This window comes from Bradyrhizobium acaciae, from assembly GCF_020889785.1.
GTDB lineage: Bacteria > Pseudomonadota > Alphaproteobacteria > Rhizobiales > Xanthobacteraceae > Bradyrhizobium > Bradyrhizobium acaciae.
This window is the reverse complement of the sequence record NZ_JACMYK010000048.1, coordinates 1-18,612: the sequence shown is the minus strand read 5'-3', so window position 1 is coordinate 18,612 and position 18,612 is coordinate 1. Positions and strand designations below refer to the sequence as shown.

Below are 18,612 nucleotides of genomic sequence, written 5' to 3'. Positions count from 1 at the left end.
TTGCCGGTGGCGGGCTTTTCCCCTAACCTCGTCTCAACAAGAAAAATCAGGGAGGACTTGCCGATGGAAGTGATCCCACTGCGCGCGGGGTTCGGAGCCGAACTGCGCGGCGTCACGCTGTCTGACGTGGCCGCCAGCGATGCCGCCTATGCGGCGGTGCGCGCTGTGTTCGAGGAACATTCGGTGCTGGTGTTCCGCGGCCAGGAGGTCAGCGACGACATCCAGCTCGCCTTCTCGCGCCGCTTCGGTCCGCCTGAGACGACCAAGGTCGGATCGATGGGCACCGGCTCGCATTTCGTGATCCTCTCGACCTTCGGGCCCGACGGCAAGGTGGTGCCGTCGGACCATCGGCAGCAACTGCGCGCCAAGGCCAACCAGCTCTGGCACACCGACTCCTCTTTCAAGCGTGTGCCGGCGCTGACCTCGATCCTGTCGGCGCGCATCATCCCCGAACATGGCGGCGAGACCGAGTTCGTCTCGATGCGGCTTGCGTTCGAGCGACTCGACAAGGATGTGGCGAAGCGGCTGGAGAACTCGTTCGCCTGGCATTCCTACGCGCATTCGCGCAGCAAGGTCGCAACCGGGCTCGCGACAACGGAAGAAGTCGACGCGCTGCCGCCGGTGTGCTGGCGCATGGTGTGGCGCAATCCCGTCAACGGCCGCGGCGCGCTGTATCTTGCCTCCCATGCCTATGGCGTCGAGGGCATGGATGCCGAAGCCGGCAAGGCGCTGATCGAGCAACTGACCGAAGCCGCGACCGCACCCGGTGTCAGCTATCTGCACCAGTGGAAGCAGGGCGACGTCGTGATGTGGGACAACCGCGCCACCATGCATCGCGGCCGTCCCTGGCCGGCGCATGAGGGCCGCCTGATGATTCGCACCACGATCTCGGCAACCGAGGCCGATGGCGTCGCGAGCGTGAGCCCACCCTCGTCGCAGGCGGCGGAGTGACGGGATGCTCTTTAACCGTCATCCTGAGGAGCGCGGAACGCGCGTCTCGAAGGATCGACGGCCCGACTGTGGCCGTGCATCCTTCGAGGCTCGCCCAGCGGCGCAATTGCGCCGCAAGGCTCGCACCTCCAGCGACAGAGGCGGAGCCTTTGCGCGGGGATGACGGAACGGCATCGCGATTTGCTCGGCGACAAACTGTCGCTGATTGCGAGACGCTTCACGCCGCGCACTTCGGCAATAGCAATCGAATTCAAGCGGAGGTACGCCGCTGCATGGCAAAACAACCGGAGTTCCCCGCGATCGCTGCCTCCATTACCGCTCCGCGGATATTTTAAAGCTCTCGCGTCATCCGAATTGCCAATCCCCTCGCGACCCTCGCTGGTTGCCCGACAGCCTCACCGTGGTATCGTCGATGCCAATCGGCCATTGAGACCGACATGTGGGAGGGGACCATGCGGAGCGTGCGAGCGCTGGCCGTTGCGGTGTTGTCTGTGCTGGCAATCAGCGACGCGTCGCGCGCGGCCGAGCCGAAATCCGGCGGCATCTTCAGGATCTATCATCGCGACAGTCCCGGCAGCGCCTCGATCCACGAGGGCGCGACCTATTCGCTGAACGTGCCGTTCATGCCGATCTTCAACAATCTCGTCATCTTCGATCAGCACATCGCCCAGAACAGCACCAGCACGATCCGGCCCGAGCTGGCGGAGAGCTGGGCCTGGAGCGGCGACAACAAGACGCTGACCTTCAAGCTGCGCAAGGACGTGAAATGGCACGACGGCAAGCCGTTCACCGCAGCCGACGTCAAATGCACCTTCGACCTGCTGATGGGCAAGTCACAGCAGAAGTTCCGGCAGAACCCGCGCAAGTCCTGGTACGAGCAGGTCGACGAGGTCACCACCAACGGCGATGATGAGGCGTCGTTCAAGCTGAAGCGGCCGCAGCCGGCGCTGTTGTCGCTGCTCGCCTCGGGCTATTCGCCGGTTTATCCCTGTCATGTGTCGCCGGCGGAGATGCGCACCAAGCCTGTTGGTACCGGCCCGTTCAAGTTCGTCGAATTCAAGGCCAACGAATCGATCAAGCTCACCAAGAACCCAGACTACTTCAAGAAGGGCCTGCCCTATCTCGACGGCATCGAGTTCACCATCATCCCGAACCGCTCGACTGCGATCCTCGGCTTCGTTTCGGGCAAGTTCGACATGACGTTCCCGACCGAGGTCTCGATCCCCTTGCTGAAGGACGTCAAGTCGCAGGACCCCAAGGCGGTCTGCGTCGTGGAACCGAACAACGTCTCCACCAATATCATCATCAATTCGACCGCGCCGCCGTTCGACAATCTCGACATCCGCCGCGCGCTGGCGCTGGCGCTCGACCGCAAGGCGTTCATCCAGATCATGTTCGAGGGACAGGGCGACATCGGCGGCACCATGGAGCCGGCGCCCGACGGCCTGTGGGCGATGCCGAAGGACATGCTGGAGCAGATCCCCGGCTATGGTCCCGATATCGAAAAGAACCGCGAGGAAGCCCGCAAGCTGATGCAGAAGGCGGGCTATGGCCCGGACAAGCATTTGCAGATCAAGGTGTCGACCCGCAACATCGCGGTCTACCGCGATCCCGCGATCATCCTGATCGACCAGATCAAGAGCATCTACATCGACGCCGAGCTCGACGTCGTCGACACCGCGCAGTGGTTCCCGAAGATCGCGCGCAAGGACTATTCGCTCGGCCTCAACCTCACCGGCAATGCCGTCGACGAGCCCGACCAGTCCTTCTACGAGAACTATGCCTGCGGCTCGGAGCGGAACTACACCAACTATTGCAACAAGGACATCGAGAAGCTGTTCGACCAGCAGTCGGAAGAGATCGACCTCGACAAGCGCAAGAAGCTGGTCTGGGAGATCGACAGGAAGCTGCAGGAAGACGTCGCGCGTCCGATCATCTTCCATGCCCGCACCGGCACCTGCTGGAAGCCTTACGTGAAGAATGTCACGATCATGTCCAACAGCTCCTATAACGGCTATCGTTACGAAGACGTCTGGCTGGATAAGTAGCGCATAGCATTTTCGAGCGAAGTGGATACCGGTTAGCGTCAAGAAAACGCGTCAAAGAGAAAGCCTCGGGCGGGATCAGGGAGAGAGCCAGGGTGTTTGCCTATATCGTGCGGCGGCTGTTCCTGATGCTCGTGACCCTGTTCGGGATCTCGGTCATCATCTTCGTGCTGCTGCGCGTCGTTCCCGGCAACATCGTCGACATCCTGTTCGACGCCGCGGGCTTCGTCGACCCCGCCGACAAGGCCAATCTCGAGCGCGAACTCGGCCTCAGCCAACCAATCGTGATCCAGTACCTGCACTGGATCGGCGGCCTGCTGCACGGCGACCTCGGCTATTCCTATGTCTCCGAGAAGCCGGCGCTGGAGGAGATTCTGCCCCGGATTCCGATCACCGCGCGGCTCGCGGGGCTGGCGCTGCTGTTCTCCGCCTCGATCGGCATTCCGCTCGGCGTCATCAGCGCCGTACACCAGGGTTCCAAGCTCGATTATGCGCTACGCGTCGTCAGCCTCAGCGGCCTGTCGCTGCCGTCGTTCTGGCTCGGCCTCCTGATCCTGATGGCCTCGGTCTCGCTGTTCGGCACCATGCCGATCTTCAATCCGAATCCGAAGACCTGGATCGAGGCGCTGACCATCTATGCGGTGCCGGCGATGGCGGTCGGCTTCCGCAGCGCGGCGCTAACCATGCGCATCACCCGCTCCTCCATGCTGGAAATCCTGCGCCAGGACTATATCCGCACCGCGCGCGCCAAGGGCGCCTCCGAGGCCTCCGTGAACTACCATCACGCGCTGAAGAATGCGGTGCTGCCTGTCATCACTGTAATCGGCATCGAGGCCGCGTTCCTGATCGGCGGCCTGATCGTGACCGAGACCGTGTTCAATATCCCCGGCATCGCCCGCTTCCTGGTCGAGGCGCTGCGCTGGCGTGATTACCCGATCGTGCAGAACCTCGTGATGTTCATCGCGGTTGTCGTCGTGGTGGTGAATTTCATCGTCGACATGCTCTATGCGGCAATCGACCCGCGCATCCGGTTCGGAGACTAACCTGATGGCGACGGTCAACTTCGACAGCGAACTGCGGCGCGCCGGGGCCAACACCACCGGCGGCTGGGGACGGCTCGTTTTCCTCGCACAGCGCCACGTGCTCGGCACGATCGGCCTGATCATCATGCTGCTGTTCGTGCTGACCGCAATCTTCGCCGACGTCATCAGCCGCTACGATCCGCTCACCGTCGATTCTGCGCACCGGTTGGCGGCGCCCTCCACGCTGCACTGGTTCGGCACAGATTCCTTCGGCCGCGACGTCTGGAGCCGCATCATCCACGGCGCGCGTATCTCGCTTGCGGTCGGCATCGGCTCGACGACCTTGGGCGCTACGCTCGGCGTGATCGTCGGCCTCACCTCCGGTTATCTCTCCGGCTGGGTCGATCTCGTGTTCCAGCGAGTGACCGACATCCTGCAATCGCTGCCGCTTCTGGTGCTCGCGCTTGTCATGACCGCGGCGCTCGGCCCGTCGCTGCCGAATGTGATCCTGGCGATCGCCATTCCCCTGATCCCGACCGTCGCCCGCGTGATCCGCGCCAACACGCTGGCGCTGCGCGAACAACCATTCGTGGAAGCCGCAAAATCAATCGGCATGAGCGAGACTCGGATCGCGCTGCGCCACGTGCTGCCGAACACCATCGCGCCACTGATCGTGCTCGCGACTGCTCAGCTCGGCTCGACCATCCTGACCGAGGCGTCGCTGTCGTTCCTCGGCCTCGGCATTCCCGAGCCTTATCCATCATGGGGCCGCATGCTGTCGGAATCCGCCGCCGAATATGTCCGCACCGCGCCGTGGCTGGTGATCTTCCCCGGCATTGCGATCAGTCTCGCGGTGTTCGGCACCAATCTGTTCGGCGACGCGCTGCGCGACATCCTCGATCCGAGGCAGCGCGGCTGATGAGCGAGGCGATTCCGGCAGAGACGGTTCTCGACGTAAGGAACCTGCAAACGGTGTTCTTCACCAATTCCGGCCTGTTCCGCGCGGTCGACAACGTCTCGTTCTCGGTCCGTCGCGGCGAGACGCTGGCGATCGTCGGTGAGTCCGGCTGCGGCAAGAGCGTCAGCGCGCTCTCGATCATGCGCCTGGTGCCCGATCCGCCCGGCCGCATCGTCGGCGGCTCGGTGACGCTCGAGGGTACCGACCTCTTGAAGCTCGACGATGCCGCGATGCGCGGCATCAGGGGCAACCGCATCTCGATGATCTTCCAGGAGCCGATGACCTCGCTCAACCCGGTGATGCGGATCGGCGACCAGATCATCGAGGCGGTGCGGCTGCATCAGAAGGTGAGCAGCAAAGAGGCCTGGAAGCAGGCCGTCGACATGCTGCGGCTGGTGCGGATTCCGGAGCCGGAGCGCCGCGCCCAGGAGTATCCGCATCAGCTCTCCGGCGGCATGCGCCAGCGCGCGATGATCGCGATGGCGCTGGCCTGCCGGCCGGCGCTGTTGATCGCCGACGAGCCGACCACGGCGCTCGACGTCACCATCCAGGCGCAGATCCTGGCGCTGATCGTCGATCTGCAGCAGCGGCTCGGCACCGGGCTGATCCTGATCACCCATGACCTCGGCGTCGTCGCGCAGACCGCACAGCGCGTGATCGTGATGTATGCCGGCAAGAAGGTCGAGGAGGCGACGGTTGAAGCGTTGTTCGAGACGCCGCTGCACCCTTACACAAGCGGGCTGATGGCCTCGATGCCGGCCGTGATCGCGCTCGGCGCAGAGAGCGACGCGCGGCTGAACGAAATACCCGGCATGGTACCGTCGCTGACCAATCTGCCGCCCGGCTGCGCCTTCGCGCCGCGCTGCAAGCTCGCGATCGACCGCTGCCGTCAGGAATATCCGCCGCTCAGCGAGGTCAAACCCAATCACTGGGCGGCATGCTGGCGCGCCGGCGAGATCGCGGGGGCGTCATGACAGAACAGCGCCCGCTCCTCGAGGTCACCGATCTCGTCAAGCACTATGCGGTGCGCGGCGGCGTGCTGCGCCGGCAGGTCGGTACCGTGCATGCGGTCGACGGCGTCAGTTTTGCGCTAAGCGCCGGCGAGACGCTCGGCCTGGTCGGTGAATCCGGCTGCGGCAAGTCGACGGTGGCGCGCACCGTGCTGCGGCTGGTCGAGCCGACCAGCGGCGCGATCAAGCTTGATGGCGAGGACATCGCCCCGCTCAGCAAGACCGCGCTGCGGCCATACCGCCGTTCGATGCAGATCGTGTTCCAGGATCCGTTCGCCTCGCTCAACCCACGCATGACGGCCGGCGACATCGTCGGCGAGCCATTGAGCGTGCACGGCATCGCGACCGGCGCGAAGAAGCAGGAGCGCGTCGCGGAATTGTTCCAGCAGGTCGGGCTGCGGCCCGACCAGATGAAGAATTTTCCGCATCAATTCTCCGGCGGCCAACGCCAGCGCATCTGCATCGCACGTGCGCTGTCGCTCGGGCCGCGGCTGATCGTCTGCGACGAACCGGTCTCGGCGCTCGACGTCTCGATCCAGGCGCAGGTGATCAACCTGCTGATCGACTTGCAGCGCAAGCAGAACTTCTCCTATTTGTTCATCGCGCACGATCTCGCTGTCGTCGCCCATATCAGCCACCGCGTCGCCGTGATGTATCTCGGCCGCATCGTCGAGATCGCCGACAAGCACGAGCTGTTCGCCAACCCGCGCCATCCCTACACCCAGGCGCTGCTGGCGTCGGTGCCGATCGCCGACCCGAAGGCCAGGCGCACAGCTCCCCTGATCGACGGCGACGTGCCGAGCCCGATCAACCCGCCCTCCGGCTGCGCCTTCCACACCCGCTGCCGCTATGCGATGGATCGCTGCAAGACCGAACGCCCGGCGCTGCAAGCGGCCGGCACCGCGCATCAGGTCGCGTGCTGGCTGAACGATGGGACGGGGCGGAGCGAATAGGGCTGTCGTCCCTGCGAAAGCAGGGACCCATAACCACCGTTGCTGATTGTTGCGCGGGGCTGTGGCCACAGCCTGCTGCAACAATCTCGATCGGTGGTTATGGGTCCCGGGTCGCGCGGAGCCTGTCATCGGGCAGCGCTACACGCCGACCCGTTGGCTTGCCCGGGACGACAGTCCTCATGCCGCGGCTTCGATCTCCACCACGATCTTCCCCGTCGTCACCTGTTCGCCCTCGGCGACGTCGATCGACGACACCGTGCCCGCGACACCGGCGGTGTGGACATGCTCCATCTTCATCGCCTCCAGCGTCATCACCGGCTGGCCGGCCGCAACCTTGTCGCCGGCCCTGACCAGCACCGCGACGACCCGCCCGTTCATGGCGGCGCGGACCTTGCCGTCACCGCCGGCAGCGGATGCGCTCTCCGGCGGCGCGAGCGTGAGATCGCGGACCGACAGCGTAACGCCACGATGGAGGATATAGAGCCGATCCCCGTCACGGAGGAACGTGGCCTGCTCCATCAGGCCATCGTGATGGAAGCGGATGCTGTCCTGACTGAGCTCGTCGATCACGAAGCTGAAGCGATCGCCATTGCGGGTCGCGAGGTAGCTGCCGTCGCGCTCGCGGACGATCTCGATCTCCTGTACGCCGTGACCGAGGTCGATCCGCAAACCGAGCGGGAATGTCGCAGCCAGCGACCGCCCGCGCTGCCATGGCGGCGCGTGCGGATTGGTGACGTAGAGCAGCAGCGCTGCAAGCGCGATGTCGCTGCCGCGATGGGGCCGCGGCGCCAGCAGCACGTCGCGATTATTGCCGATGAAAGCCGTGGTCGCCTCGCCCTTGGCGAAGACCGGATGGCGCAGGCAATCGATCAGGAAACCCTGATTGGTTATGACGCCGAAGGCCGTGACCTGCTCCAGGGCGCAAATCAGCCTGCCGCGCGCCTCGTCGCGGGTCGCGCCGTGACTGATGACCTTGGCGATCATCGAATCGTAGAACGGCGGGATCTCCGAGCCGGACTGCATTGCGTGCTCGACACGGATACCGTCAGGCATCTGCCAGCAAGCCATTGTGCCGGATTGCGGCATGAAGTCATGCCCGGCATCTTCCGAGCACAGCCGCACCTCGATCGCATGACCGGAGAAGGTGATGTCCTCCTGCCGCAAGCCAAGCGGCTCACCCCGGGCGACACGAAGCTGCAATTCGACCAGATCGAGCCCGGTGATCGCCTCGGTAACGGGATGCTCGACCTGCAGCCGCGTGTTCATCTCCATGAAGTAGAAATTACCGGCGCGATCGAGCAGGAATTCCAGCGTGCCGGCGCCTTCGTAGCCGATCGCCTTGACCGCCTGGACGGCGACTGCGCCCATCCGCGCGCGCAGCTCCGCCGTCACCGCGGGCGACGGCGCTTCCTCGATCAGCTTCTGGTGCCGCCGCTGCACCGAGCAGTCGCGCTCGCCGAGATGGATCGCGTTGCCATGGCGGTCGCCGAACACCTGGATCTCGATGTGGCGGGGATCGACAATCGCGCGCTCCAGAATTACGATGGGATCACCGAACGCGCCCTGCGCCTCCGACCGTGCGCTGCGCAACGCGTCGGGAAATGCCGCCGCGTCGGCCACCAACCGCATGCCGCGACCGCCGCCGCCGGCGACCGCTTTGATCATCACGGGGAAGCCGATGCTCTTCGCTTCCGCCAGCATCACGGCATCGCTCTGGTCGGCTCCTTGATAGCCGGGCACGCAGGGCACACCGGCTTCTCTCATGATCTCCTTGGCGCCGGCCTTGTTGCCCATCGCCAGGATCGCTTCCGGCGACGGGCCGATGAACACCAGCCCCGCATCGCGGCAGGCCTGCGCAAAGTCCTCGTTCTCGGCGAGGAAGCCGTAGCCGGGATGCACGGCGCCGGCGCCGCTTGCCTTGGCGGCTGCGATGATCGCGTCGATCTTCAGATAGGATTGCGCCGGCAGCGCCTCGCCGATCCGCACCGCCTGGTCGGCTTCGCGCACATGCAGCGCGTCGCGGTCGGCGTCCGAATAAACGGCGACGACGCCATAGCCGAGCCGCCGCGCCGATCGCATGATGCGTAGCGCGATCTCGCCGCGGTTGGCGACCAGGACCTTGAAGAACGGTGTCCGCTTCACGATGGCACCGCTCATGGCCGTGCCACCGAGAACTGCATGCGCTGCGGGGTGCGTGCCTCGGCCTCGCGGCAGATCGAAAGCACCTCTGACAGCACCGTCCGCGTATCGCGTGGATCGATCACGCCGTCGTCGAGCACCCGGGCGCTGGTCGAGAACACGTCCATCTGGCTGTCGAACACGCCGGTGATCTGCGCTTTCATCGCCTCCAGCTTCTCCTTCTCGATCGGCTTACCGCGCCTCGCGGCGGCGGCTTCGGTGACGATCGCCATGGTTTCGGCAGCCTGCTCGCCGCCCATCACGGCGGTCTTGGCGTTGGGCCAGGAGAAGCAGAAGCGCGGATGGAAGCCGCGGCCGCACATGCCGTAATTACCGGCGCCGAACGAGGCGCCGCAATACAGCGTGATCTGCGGCACCGTCGCCGAGGTTACCGCCTGAATCATCTTGGAGCCGTGCTTGATCATGCCGGCCTCCTCGTAGGCCTTACCTACCATGTAGCCGGTGGTGTTGTTCATGTAGAGGATCGGCGTGCGCGACTGGCAGCAGGCCTGGATGAAATGCGTCGCCTTGTTGGCGCCGGGTACGTCGAGCGGGCCGTTGTTAGTGATGATTCCGATTGCCTGCCCCTCGATCCGGGCGTGGCCGCAGACCGTCGCGGGGCCGTAATTGGCGCCGAACTCAGTGAAGTCGGAATCATCGATGAAGCGTGCGATCGCCTGCCGCATGTCGACGGGACGCTTGTGGTCCATCGGCATGACGCCGAGCAGCTCTTCGGCGTCATAGCGCGGCGGTTTGAACGCTGCCGGTTCGAGTAAGGGCCGATCCCAAGGCAGCTTGGCCATGATGTCGCGCGCGATGCGCAGCGCAGCGCGGTCGTCCTCGGCGAGATAATCGCCGAGGCCGGAAATCGAGGTGTGCATCTCGGCGCCGCCGAGCTCCTCCTCGGTCGCGATCTCGCCGGTGGCAGCCTTCAGCAGAGGCGGCCCGGCGAGGAAGGCGCGAGTACGGCCGCGTACCATCACGATATAGTCGGAGAGGCCGGTCTGGTAGGCACCGCCCGCGGTCGAGGACCCGTGGGTGACGGTGACGACCGGAAGCCCCGCCGCCGAGAGCCGCGCCAGGTTGCGGAAGATGTTGCCGCCGCGGACAAAGTCCTCGACGCGGTAACGCAGCAGATTGGCGCCGGCGCTTTCGACCAACTGCACATAGGGCAGCTTGTTCTCCAGCGCGAGCTCCTGCACCCGCAGTGTCTTGTCGAGGCCGTAGGGCTGCAACGCACCGGCGTCGATGCCGGCATCATTGGCGCTGACCATGCAGCGGATGCCGGAGACGAAGCCGATGCCGGCGACCAGCCCGCCGCCGGGCACGCTCTTGTCCGCATCCGGCACGTCGAACATGTAGCCGGCGAGCGTCGACAGTTCGAGGAACGGCGAGCCGGGATCGAGCACCAGCGCGACGCGCTCGCGAGGCAAGAGCTGACCGCGCTTGTGGAAGCGGTCCTTTGCCGCGGCCGACGCTGTGCGCGTCCGTTCCTCCAGCCCGCGCATCCGGGCGATCAGCGCCAGCATGCCGTCGCGATTGCGCTGGAAGCCGGCGCTGCCTGTGGAGATGGTGTTCTCGATGATGGCCACTAGGCGCGCTCCACAAAATACTCGCTGTACTGCTGCCGCAGTTCGACCTTGCGCAGCTTGCCGGTCGCGGTCATCGGCATCTCCTCGAGGATACGCACCAGCTTCGGCACCTGGAAGCCGCCGAGATGCTTTCGACAATGCGCTTCGATGCCGGCCTCGTCGGCCACCGCGCCGGGCTTCAGCTTGACGAAGGCGGAGACCGCCTCGCCCCATTGCGGATGCGGCAGGCCGACTACGGCGGCGTTTTGCACCGCCGGATGCGCCAGCAGCGTCTCCTCGATCTTGACGGAGGCGACGTTCTCGCCGCCCGACTTGATCATGTCCTTCTTGCGATCGAGGAACAGCACCTCGCCATTGGCGTCGATCAAAGCAAGATCGCCGGTATGATGCCAGCCGAACTTGCGTGCCTCCTCTGTCGATTTGGCGTCTTTGTAATAGCCCATCATCACGTTGGGTCCGCGGTGCACCAGCTCGCCGATCTCGCCACGCGGCAGCAGATTGCCGTTGTCGTCCATGATCGCGGTTTCATTGACGATCAGCGACTCGCCCCAGTAATTGCCGAAGCGATCGAGCTGCACTTCGGGCCGCGACATCGTGGTTGCCGGATACATCTCGGTCTGGCCGCTGGTCAGCACGAAATTCGGGCACATGTCCGCCATTGCGCGCTCGAGCAGCGGCTTGCCCATCGGCGCCATAGTGTAGATGCAGCGACGCAGGCCGGACAGGTCGTATTCGCGCCGGCGTGGATGATCGAGGATCGCCTGGTACATCAGCGACAGGCCGACGAACACGGTGAGCTTGTCGCGGACGATCGCCTCCATGCAGACCACCGGATCGAAGCCGCGCATCAGCGCCATGCGGCCGCCGACGGAGAGGTAACTGAGCAGCAGCACATGGCCGGCGCAATGGAACAGCGGAAACTGCCCGGTGATCCCGTCATCGCGCGAGAGCTGCATCTCGATACAGTTGCTCATCACGGCCATGACCACCGCGAGGTGGCAATGCATCGCGCCCTTTGGTCGCGAGGTCGTGCCTGAGGTGTAGATGATCATCGCGAGATCGCGGTCGTTGATCTCGATCTCGGGCTCGATGTCGGATTGTCCCTTCAGCAGGCTGTCGAATTCCTGCAATCCGGTCTTGCTGGCATTTCCGGTCAGGTCGATCGCGATCATCTCCATGCTGCGCGCTTCCAGCGTGGCGCGGCGGTCGGCCTGGGCGTGAAGATTGTCGTCAATGATGGCGAAACGCACCTCGGCATGACCGAGAATGTAGTCCATGTCGGCGGGACCGAGCATGGTGTTGATCGGCACCCAGACCAGGCCGGCGCGGTGGATGCCGAACAGCGCTTTGACGAACTCGACCGAGTTGTTGCAGATGGTCGAGATCTTCTCACCCGGCTTCAGCCCGCGCTGCACCAGATGATTGGCGAAGCGGTTGGCGTCGCGCTCGAGCTCGGTGAAGGTGACCTGCCTGCCGCCATCGGTCAGCGCGACCCGATCCGGAAACCGTCGCGCGGCCCGCTTCAGGAGATCGCCGATCGCGACCCGCCCGATGCGGCCCGGTCCGGTGACACCGCCGGTTGCTGCCAGATTGTCCATGCCTGACTCTCCTCTCAACCGTCATTGCGAGGAGCGAAGCGACGAAGCAATCCATACCTTCCACGCGGCAAGATGGATTGCTTCGCTTCGCTCGCAATGACGGGACGACGCCTAGTGCCTGACCCCGAAGATCTGCCGTGCTTCCGCGGGGCTCGCGATCTCACGGCCGGCGCGACGCGCGCAGGCGGCGAGCCCTTCGACCAGCTGCCCGTTCGACGTCACCTTGGTGCCGTCGCCGAGATAGAACGTATCCTCGAGCCCGCTGCGCAGATGGCCGCCGAGGTCGGCGGCACGCTGGTGCAGCGGCCAGATCTCGGCGCGGCCGATCGCGGTGACCTGCCAATGCGCGTCCGGCGCCTTAAGCTTCAGGAGGATCGGCAACAGCTCCGGATCGGCCGGCATGCCCGAGGCGACGCCCATCACGAAATTGTATTCGAGTGGGCCGGAATACATGCCGGTCTGCCGGTACATCCCGACGCAACGCACGATGCCGACGTCGAAGCACTCGAATTCTGGAATGGTGCCGGCGACCTTCATGACGTCGAGATAATCCTGCACCTTCTCGACCGCGTTATCGAACATCATCGGCGGCCAGGCCCAGGTGTTGTCGGCCTTGACCTTCAGATAATTCAGCGAGCCGGCGTTGCAGGCAGCGATCTCGGGCCTGGTCTCGCGCACGCAGTCGAGCGCGCCCTGGTAGTTCGGCCCGGAGGTGCCGGTGGTGTGGTTGATGATCACGCCGGGACAGGCCTCGCGGATCGCCTGCTGGATTTCCTTGCTGACGCCGACCTCCCATGACGGCAGATGGCCCTTGTTGGGCGCCTGCTGACGCAGATGGATGTGCATGATGCTGGCGCCGGCGTTGAACGCGGCCTTGGCCTCGCGCGCCATCTCTTCCGGCGTCACCGGAACATTGTGCTGCTTCGGGTCGGTAAGCACGCCGTTCAGCGCGCAGGTGATGACGGCCTTGTCGCTCATGGGTCTCTTGTCCGCTTTGCAGCGCACATGCCGCTGCTGATTTCCCATGATGAGAAATTTGCCTTCGCGCCATCTTGCGTTGACTGGCTAAGTGGATGCGCCGGCGCTGTAATTCGCCGCCAGCCGGTTAACACAAGACGCGGAACGCGCCTGACGCATAGGCTCCGCTTCAAGCAGAAGCGGCGCAACAAGCCGGCATCACGGGGAGAACGTCATGGTCTCGATCAACCGGCGCACATGGCTCACCGGCGCGACGGGCGCGGGGCTAGCCGCCTTTACAGGCCTCAGGCCTTCGCTGGCCGAAGATACACCCGGCGTCACCGCGACCGAGATCAGGATCGGCAGCACCACCTCGCTGAGCGGCCCGGTGTCCGCGCTCGGCGTGCAGGCGCGCTGCCAGGAAGCCTATTTCAAGATGCTGAACGAGCAGGGCGGCATCGCCGGCCGGCAGATCAAGTACATCTATTACGACGACGCGTTCAATCCGGCGAAGACGGTCGAGCAGGTGCGCCGCCTGATCGAGAGCGACAATGTCGCCTTCCTGTTCAACATGCTCGGCACCGCGCCGAACTCGGCCGTCGTCAAATACATCAACGCGGCCAAGGTGCCGCATCTGTTCCTGTCGGTGAACGGCGACAAATGGGGTGACTATAAGAGCTATCCCTGGACCATGGGCTTTGCGCCCAGCGCGCGGACCGAGGCCCAGGTATTCGTCAAATATGCGCTGAGCCAGCACAAGGACGCGAAAATCGCGGTGCTCTACCAGAACGACGACCTCGGCAAGGACTTCGTCGCCGGTACCAAGGATGTGCTCGGCGAGCGGTTCGCGACATCCGCCGTGGTGATTTCGCACGAGGTCACCGATCCCACGATCGATTCCCAGATCGTCAGCCTGCGCGGCGCCAATCCCGATGTGCTGATCTCGGGCACCACGGCCAAGTTCTGCGCGCAATCGATCCGCAAGATCCATGAGCTCGGTTGGAAGCCGATGCATTTCATCGCCAGCGGCGCAGCGTCACTGTCCTCGACCATCATCCCCGTCGGCCTCGACAAGGCGCAGGGCACGATCTCATCGGCCTATATCAAAGACGTTGCCGACCCGGCCTGGGCCAATGACCAAGGCGTGAAGGATTTCCTCGCCTTCATGGAAAAATACTTCCCCGACGGCAATCCGAAGGAAGGCTACAACCTTTACGCCTATATGGTGGCGAACGTGCTCAAAATCGTGCTCGAGCAATGCAATGGCAATTTCACCCGCGACAACATCATGGCGCAGGCGAACAATTTGAAGGACGTTTATGTCCCGACGCTGCTGCCCGGCATCAAGGTCAACACCAGCCCGACCAATCACCACCCGCTGCAGCAGCTTCAGCTGCAACGGATCGAAGGCCCGGGCTGGTTGCGATTCGGCGAGGTGATCCAGGGCGCGAATCTCTGACCGTCGTCCCGGGCAAGCGAAGCGCGACCGGGGACCCATTGCCACGAATGTTAGTTATTTAGGTACGCTGGAGCCACAGCCGTCTAAATTGCAGAGATCGGTGGTTATGGGTCCCGGCCTTCGCCGGGACGACGGATGGTCAGGTCAGCGCGCGCTCTTGCCCCGTCCGGTAGATCGCAAGATCGCGCGAGCCCGAGAAGATCGCGCGCGGCTTCAGGCCATAGAAGCGGCGGATCGAGTGGCTGAAATGCGTGCTGTCGGGATAGCCGATGTCCTGCGCGAGATGCGCGAGGTTGATGTCCTGGTTGGCGAAGTGCAGCAGATGGCGCGCGCGCTTCCAGGCGCGGAACGAGCGGAACGAGATCCCAGTCTCCTCCTTGAACAGATGCAGGAAGCGCGACGGCGACAGCCCGGCCTCGGCCGCGCAGCCGGCCGCGGTCACCGGCTCACCGGAGAACTGCCCGATGCGGCCGATCGCCCGCACGACGCGCGGATCGAGCGCACGCTGCGGCAGCGCGTCGCCGAAGCACATGGTGTCGAACTCGGCATTGGCGATCGCATCGCGATGCTGCATCTCGCCGAGCGTCGCATAGGCGTTGCGAATCCGGTTGGCGAACAGATGCGAGTCCGGTCCTTGCAGGCGACGGGCGACGGCTTCCAGCGTGCCATCGGGCACGCTCTCCGGCTCGATCGCAACGCAGATCGCGGAGCGATATTCGCTGGTGATGGTGTGGCGCAGGTTCGGCATCGTCACCGCGAGCTCGCCATGGGATTCGCGGCCCTCGCTGGTCGACAGCTGCAACCCGTCGCGGATCGCGACATAGACATGGAATGCGCCGGGACAGCGCTCGCGCGGACGCCCGAGCAGCCCGGCATAGAACACCCGTTCCGGCGTGATCAGCATCCGGTGGCCGGACTGCTGGCCGGACTTCTGGCACTTCGCGTCCACGATCGCGTCCATGGCGGTTCCTCCTCGCGCGGCTCTTTGGGCCGCTGCGGCTCACCTACCATAGCGCAAATTCGCAACCTGTCACCGACGCCAAATGTCGTCATTCCGGGGCGCATCGAAGATGCGAGCCTCAGATGCGCCCTGGCGCATCGGGGAATCCCGAGATTCCGGGTTCGATGTCAACGCGTCGCCCCGGAAAGACGGAGAAGTTACGGCCGTGCCCGCGGCGCAACATTCTGTTCGAGCCCGGCTTTTTGTTCCGCCGCCACCGCGCGCTGGTAGCCGTCGCGCTGCTGCAGCCGCGCCCAATAGGCCGCGACATTCGGCCCGAAATCCTTGGCAAGGCCGATATTGCCGGCGAGCCGGAGCGCATAACCGTTGGCGATGTCGGCGGCAGTGAAGCGTTCCGCGCAGAGGAATTCCGATTTCGCGGCGGCGGCTTCGACCGCGCGCAGGCGGCCCAGGAACCATTTTGCGTAGTCACCGGAGACCTGCGGGTTGCGCCGCTCCTCCGGCTCCAGTTGGCTGTAGCGGAGCACCAATGTCTGCGGAAAGGTCAGCGTTGCATCCGAAAAATACATCCAGTTCAGGAACGCGCCGTAGGCCGGCTCGTCGACGCTGACGATCAACGGCGTCGGGCCATGTTTCGTGCCGAGGTAATGGCAGATGCCGGACGACTCCGTCATCCTGGTCTCGCCATCGACCATGAACGGGATGGTGCCGAGCGGATTGATGCCGAGATATTCCTTGGCGAACACGCGCGGCGGGAACGGCAGCATCTTCAGCTCATAGGGCAGCCCGAGCTCCTCCAGCATCCACAGCGGGCGGAACGAGCGCGCGGCGTCGCAGTGATAGAGCGTGATCATCAGGCGTTTCCCTTTTGCTTCATGCCGGGCAGCGTACCCATCATCTTGCACAATACCATGAGCATCACCTCATCGGCGCCGCCGCCGATCGAGGTCAGGCGGCTGTCGCGATAGGCGCGGCTGACCGGCGTCTCGTTGGTAAAACCCATGCCGCCCCAATACTGCAGGCAGGCATCGGTGAGCTCGCGGCCGAGCCGGCCGGCCTTCAGCTTGGCCATGGTCGCGAGCCGGGTGACGTCCTCGCCCGCCACCAGCGCCTCGCCGGCGCGATAGATCAGCGAGCGCAACAGCTCGACCTCGGTCTGCATCTCCGCCAGCTTGAAGTGCACCACCTGATTATCGAGGATCGAGCCGCCGAACGCCTTGCGGTTGCGCGTATACTCGATGGTCGCGTTGATGATGAATTCATGCGCCTTCAGGCAGGCCGCCGCGCCCCACAGCCGCTCCTCCTGGAACTGGATCATCTGGTAGGTGAAGCCTTGGCCTTCCTCGCCGATCCGGTTGCGCTTCGGCACCCGGACATTGTCGAAGAAGATCTGCGCGGTATCGGACGAGCGCATGCCGAGCTTGTCGAGCTTTCGCGCGACCTGCACGCCCTTGGTCTTCATCGGCACGCAGATCAGCGACTTGTTGCGATGGACCGGACCGTCACTGGTGTTGGCAAGCAGGCAGATCCAGTCGGCCTGGGTGCCGTTGGTGATCCACATCTTGCCGCCATTGATGACGTAATCGTCGCCGTCGGAGCGCGCATGGGTCTTGATCGAGGCGACATCGGAGCGGCGCCGGGCTCGGAGACGCCGATGCAGGCGACCTGGTCGCCGGCAATTGCTGGCGACAGGAACTCGCGGCGCACCTCGTCCGAGCCGAAGCGCGCCAGCGCCGGCGTCGCCATATCGGTCTGCACCCCGATCGCCATCGGCACGCCGCCGCAGGTGATGGCGCCGAGCTCCTCCGCCATCATCAGCGCGTAGGAATAATCCAGCCCCTGGCCGCCGAACTCGACCGGCTTGTTGAGGCCGAGGAAGCCGAGACTGCCGAGCTTCTTGAACAGCTCATGCGCCGGGAAGATGTCGGCCTTCTCCCATTCGTCGACATGGGGATTGATCTCGGCCGCGATGAATTTTTGCAGCGCGCGGCGCGGTTCGTCGTGGTCGGCGGTGAAGAGCATGTTCTATCGATCCCTCGTCATTCCGGGCTCTCGCTTCGCGAACCCCGGAATGACGGCTGTGAGTGAGAAGCATTCAAAGCCCCATCTGGCGCGACGCGAGATCCTTCATGATTTCCTCGGTGCCGCCGCCGATGGCGTTGACCTTGACCTCGCGGTAGATGCGCTCGACCTTGATGCCGCGCATGAAGCCGGCGCCGCCGAAAATCTGCACCCCCTCGGAGGCGCAATGCGCCATGGTTTGCGTCGCCTGGTTCTTCATCATGCAGATCTCGGCGACCGGGCTTTCGCCCTGGCCGAGCCGCCATGCCAGCATCTCCAGCATCGCCTGCGAAGCCGCGACCTTCTGCGCCATGTCGACGATCTTGTGCCGAATGACTTGATGTTGCGCGATCGGCTTGCCGAAGGTCTTGCGCTCCTTGGCATAGGCGATCGCCTCGTCGAGGCAGACCCGCGCGTAGGCGGTGCAGCTTGCCGCCATGCCCATGCGCTCGCTGTTGAAGTTGTACATGATCTGCTTGAAGCCCTGGCCCTCCTCGCCGATCAAATTCTCGACCGGCACGCGGCATTCGTCGAAATGAAGGGTCGCGGTATCGGACGCCCACCAACCCATCTTCTTCAGCTTGGTACGAGACAGGCCGGGCGTATTGCCCTCGATCAGCAGCAGGCTGACGCCGCCGGGGCCTTCGCCACCGGTGCGCACCGCGACCGTCAGATAGTCGGCGCGCATGCCCGAGGTGATGAAGGTCTTCTCGCCGGAGACGACGTAGTGGTCGCCGTCGCGCCGCCCCTTGGTGCGGAGGTTCGCGACGTCCGAGCCGCCGCTCGGCTCGGTGATCGCAAGCGCTGAGATCTTCTTGCCCGCGAGCACCTCCGGCAGCACCCGCGCCCTGACCTCGGGCCGGGCGG

The 18,612-nt window shown here is 64.5% G+C and carries 14 protein-coding genes and 1 pseudogene; 7 read left to right on the top strand and 8 right to left on the bottom strand.

All coding sequences use genetic code 11. The features are described 5' to 3' along the window. Nucleotides 1-63 precede the first annotated feature (63 nt). From H8A92_RS19570 to H8A92_RS19545, 6 genes are all read left to right on the top strand, one after another. Entirely contained in the window at nucleotides 64-951 is an 888-nt protein-coding gene (locus H8A92_RS19570) for a TauD/TfdA dioxygenase family protein (protein ID WP_229197276.1), read from the top strand. A gap of 452 nt (nucleotides 952-1,403) precedes the next feature. Continuing rightward, nucleotides 1,404-2,999 (top strand): ABC transporter substrate-binding protein, encoded by a 1,596-nt coding sequence (locus H8A92_RS19565; RefSeq protein ID WP_229197275.1) that lies wholly within the window; start codon nucleotides 1,404-1,406, stop codon nucleotides 2,997-2,999. A 92-nt stretch (nucleotides 3,000-3,091) separates the two neighbouring features. Beyond that, nucleotides 3,092-4,039: an ABC transporter permease gene (locus H8A92_RS19560; protein WP_229197274.1), complete on the top strand. Its 948-nt coding sequence runs from the start codon at nucleotides 3,092-3,094 to the stop codon at nucleotides 4,037-4,039. A gap of 4 nt (nucleotides 4,040-4,043) precedes the next feature. Beyond that, complete coding sequence (locus H8A92_RS19555; RefSeq protein WP_229197273.1) at nucleotides 4,044-4,937, top strand: ABC transporter permease; 894 nt, start codon at nucleotides 4,044-4,046, stop codon at nucleotides 4,935-4,937. Next, nucleotides 4,937-5,950: an ABC transporter ATP-binding protein gene (locus tag H8A92_RS19550; protein WP_229197272.1), complete on the top strand. Its 1,014-nt coding sequence runs from the start codon at nucleotides 4,937-4,939 to the stop codon at nucleotides 5,948-5,950. Before H8A92_RS19555 ends, H8A92_RS19550 begins: the two co-directional genes overlap by 1 nt. Next, nucleotides 5,947-6,939: an ABC transporter ATP-binding protein gene (locus H8A92_RS19545; protein WP_229197271.1), complete on the top strand. Its 993-nt coding sequence runs from the start codon at nucleotides 5,947-5,949 to the stop codon at nucleotides 6,937-6,939. Before H8A92_RS19550 ends, H8A92_RS19545 begins: the two co-directional genes overlap by 4 nt. 177 nt (nucleotides 6,940-7,116) lie before the next feature. On the opposite strand, the gene H8A92_RS19540 is transcribed toward H8A92_RS19545, so the two are convergent. From H8A92_RS19540 to H8A92_RS19525, 4 genes are all read right to left on the bottom strand, one after another. Continuing rightward, nucleotides 7,117-9,096: an acetyl/propionyl/methylcrotonyl-CoA carboxylase subunit alpha gene (locus H8A92_RS19540; RefSeq protein WP_229197270.1), complete on the bottom strand. Its 1,980-nt coding sequence runs from the start codon at nucleotides 9,094-9,096 to the stop codon at nucleotides 7,117-7,119. Beyond that, nucleotides 9,093-10,709 (bottom strand): acyl-CoA carboxylase subunit beta, encoded by a 1,617-nt coding sequence (locus tag H8A92_RS19535; RefSeq protein WP_229197269.1) that lies wholly within the window; start codon nucleotides 10,707-10,709, stop codon nucleotides 9,093-9,095. The genes H8A92_RS19540 and H8A92_RS19535 overlap by 4 nt, the downstream gene beginning before the upstream one ends. Further along, a complete protein-coding gene (locus H8A92_RS19530; protein ID WP_229197268.1) occupies nucleotides 10,709-12,307 on the bottom strand; it encodes an AMP-binding protein in 1,599 nt (532 codons plus the stop codon). Before H8A92_RS19530 ends, H8A92_RS19535 begins: the two co-directional genes overlap by 1 nt. Before the next feature lie 111 nt (nucleotides 12,308-12,418). Continuing rightward, nucleotides 12,419-13,285 carry a beta-keto acid cleavage family enzyme gene (locus H8A92_RS19525; protein WP_163162511.1) on the bottom strand — a complete coding sequence of 289 codons (867 nt, stop codon included), beginning with the start codon at nucleotides 13,283-13,285 and terminating at the stop codon, nucleotides 12,419-12,421. Nucleotides 13,286-13,499: 214 nt separating this feature from the next. Between H8A92_RS19525 and H8A92_RS19520 the strand changes: the two genes are divergently transcribed. Next, nucleotides 13,500-14,723: an ABC transporter substrate-binding protein gene (locus H8A92_RS19520; protein WP_229197267.1), complete on the top strand. Its 1,224-nt coding sequence runs from the start codon at nucleotides 13,500-13,502 to the stop codon at nucleotides 14,721-14,723. A gap of 139 nt (nucleotides 14,724-14,862) precedes the next feature. On the opposite strand, the gene H8A92_RS19515 is transcribed toward H8A92_RS19520, so the two are convergent. The 4 genes and pseudogenes from H8A92_RS19515 to H8A92_RS19500 form a co-directional block, all read right to left on the bottom strand. Next, nucleotides 14,863-15,684 carry a helix-turn-helix domain-containing protein gene (locus H8A92_RS19515; protein WP_229197266.1) on the bottom strand — a complete coding sequence of 274 codons (822 nt, stop codon included), beginning with the start codon at nucleotides 15,682-15,684 and terminating at the stop codon, nucleotides 14,863-14,865. A gap of 197 nt (nucleotides 15,685-15,881) precedes the next feature. Continuing rightward, nucleotides 15,882-16,538 (bottom strand): glutathione S-transferase family protein, encoded by a 657-nt coding sequence (locus H8A92_RS19510; RefSeq protein WP_229197265.1) that lies wholly within the window; start codon nucleotides 16,536-16,538, stop codon nucleotides 15,882-15,884. Then, nucleotides 16,538-17,706 (bottom strand): annotated as a pseudogene (locus tag H8A92_RS19505) (acyl-CoA dehydrogenase family protein). Before H8A92_RS19505 ends, H8A92_RS19510 begins: the two are co-directional and overlap by 1 nt. 73 nt (nucleotides 17,707-17,779) lie before the next feature. Beyond that, nucleotides 17,780-18,612: acyl-CoA dehydrogenase family protein (locus H8A92_RS19500; RefSeq protein WP_229197264.1), on the bottom strand; the 833-nt coding region annotated here is incomplete at its 5' end.

Excerpts from the sequence above, each read along its gene's own strand:
- H8A92_RS19510 (WP_229197265.1), bottom strand. The coding sequence starts at position 16,538 with ATGATCACGCTCTATCACTGCGACGCCGCGCGCTCGTTCCGCCCGCTG.
- H8A92_RS19565 (WP_229197275.1), top strand. The coding sequence starts at position 1,404 with ATGCGGAGCGTGCGAGCGCTGGCCGTTGCGGTGTTGTCTGTGCTGGCA.
- H8A92_RS19555 (WP_229197273.1), top strand. The coding sequence starts at position 4,044 with ATGGCGACGGTCAACTTCGACAGCGAACTGCGGCGCGCCGGGGCCAAC.
- H8A92_RS19515 (WP_229197266.1), bottom strand. The coding sequence starts at position 15,684 with ATGGACGCGATCGTGGACGCGAAGTGCCAGAAGTCCGGCCAGCAGTCC.
- H8A92_RS19525 (WP_163162511.1), bottom strand. The coding sequence starts at position 13,285 with ATGAGCGACAAGGCCGTCATCACCTGCGCGCTGAACGGCGTGCTTACC.
- H8A92_RS19540 (WP_229197270.1), bottom strand. The coding sequence starts at position 9,096 with ATGAGCGGTGCCATCGTGAAGCGGACACCGTTCTTCAAGGTCCTGGTC.
- H8A92_RS19545 (WP_229197271.1), top strand. The coding sequence starts at position 5,947 with ATGACAGAACAGCGCCCGCTCCTCGAGGTCACCGATCTCGTCAAGCAC.
- H8A92_RS19530 (WP_229197268.1), bottom strand. The coding sequence starts at position 12,307 with ATGGACAATCTGGCAGCAACCGGCGGTGTCACCGGACCGGGCCGCATC.
- H8A92_RS19520 (WP_229197267.1), top strand. The coding sequence starts at position 13,500 with ATGGTCTCGATCAACCGGCGCACATGGCTCACCGGCGCGACGGGCGCG.
- H8A92_RS19550 (WP_229197272.1), top strand. The coding sequence starts at position 4,937 with ATGAGCGAGGCGATTCCGGCAGAGACGGTTCTCGACGTAAGGAACCTG.
- H8A92_RS19570 (WP_229197276.1), top strand. The coding sequence starts at position 64 with ATGGAAGTGATCCCACTGCGCGCGGGGTTCGGAGCCGAACTGCGCGGC.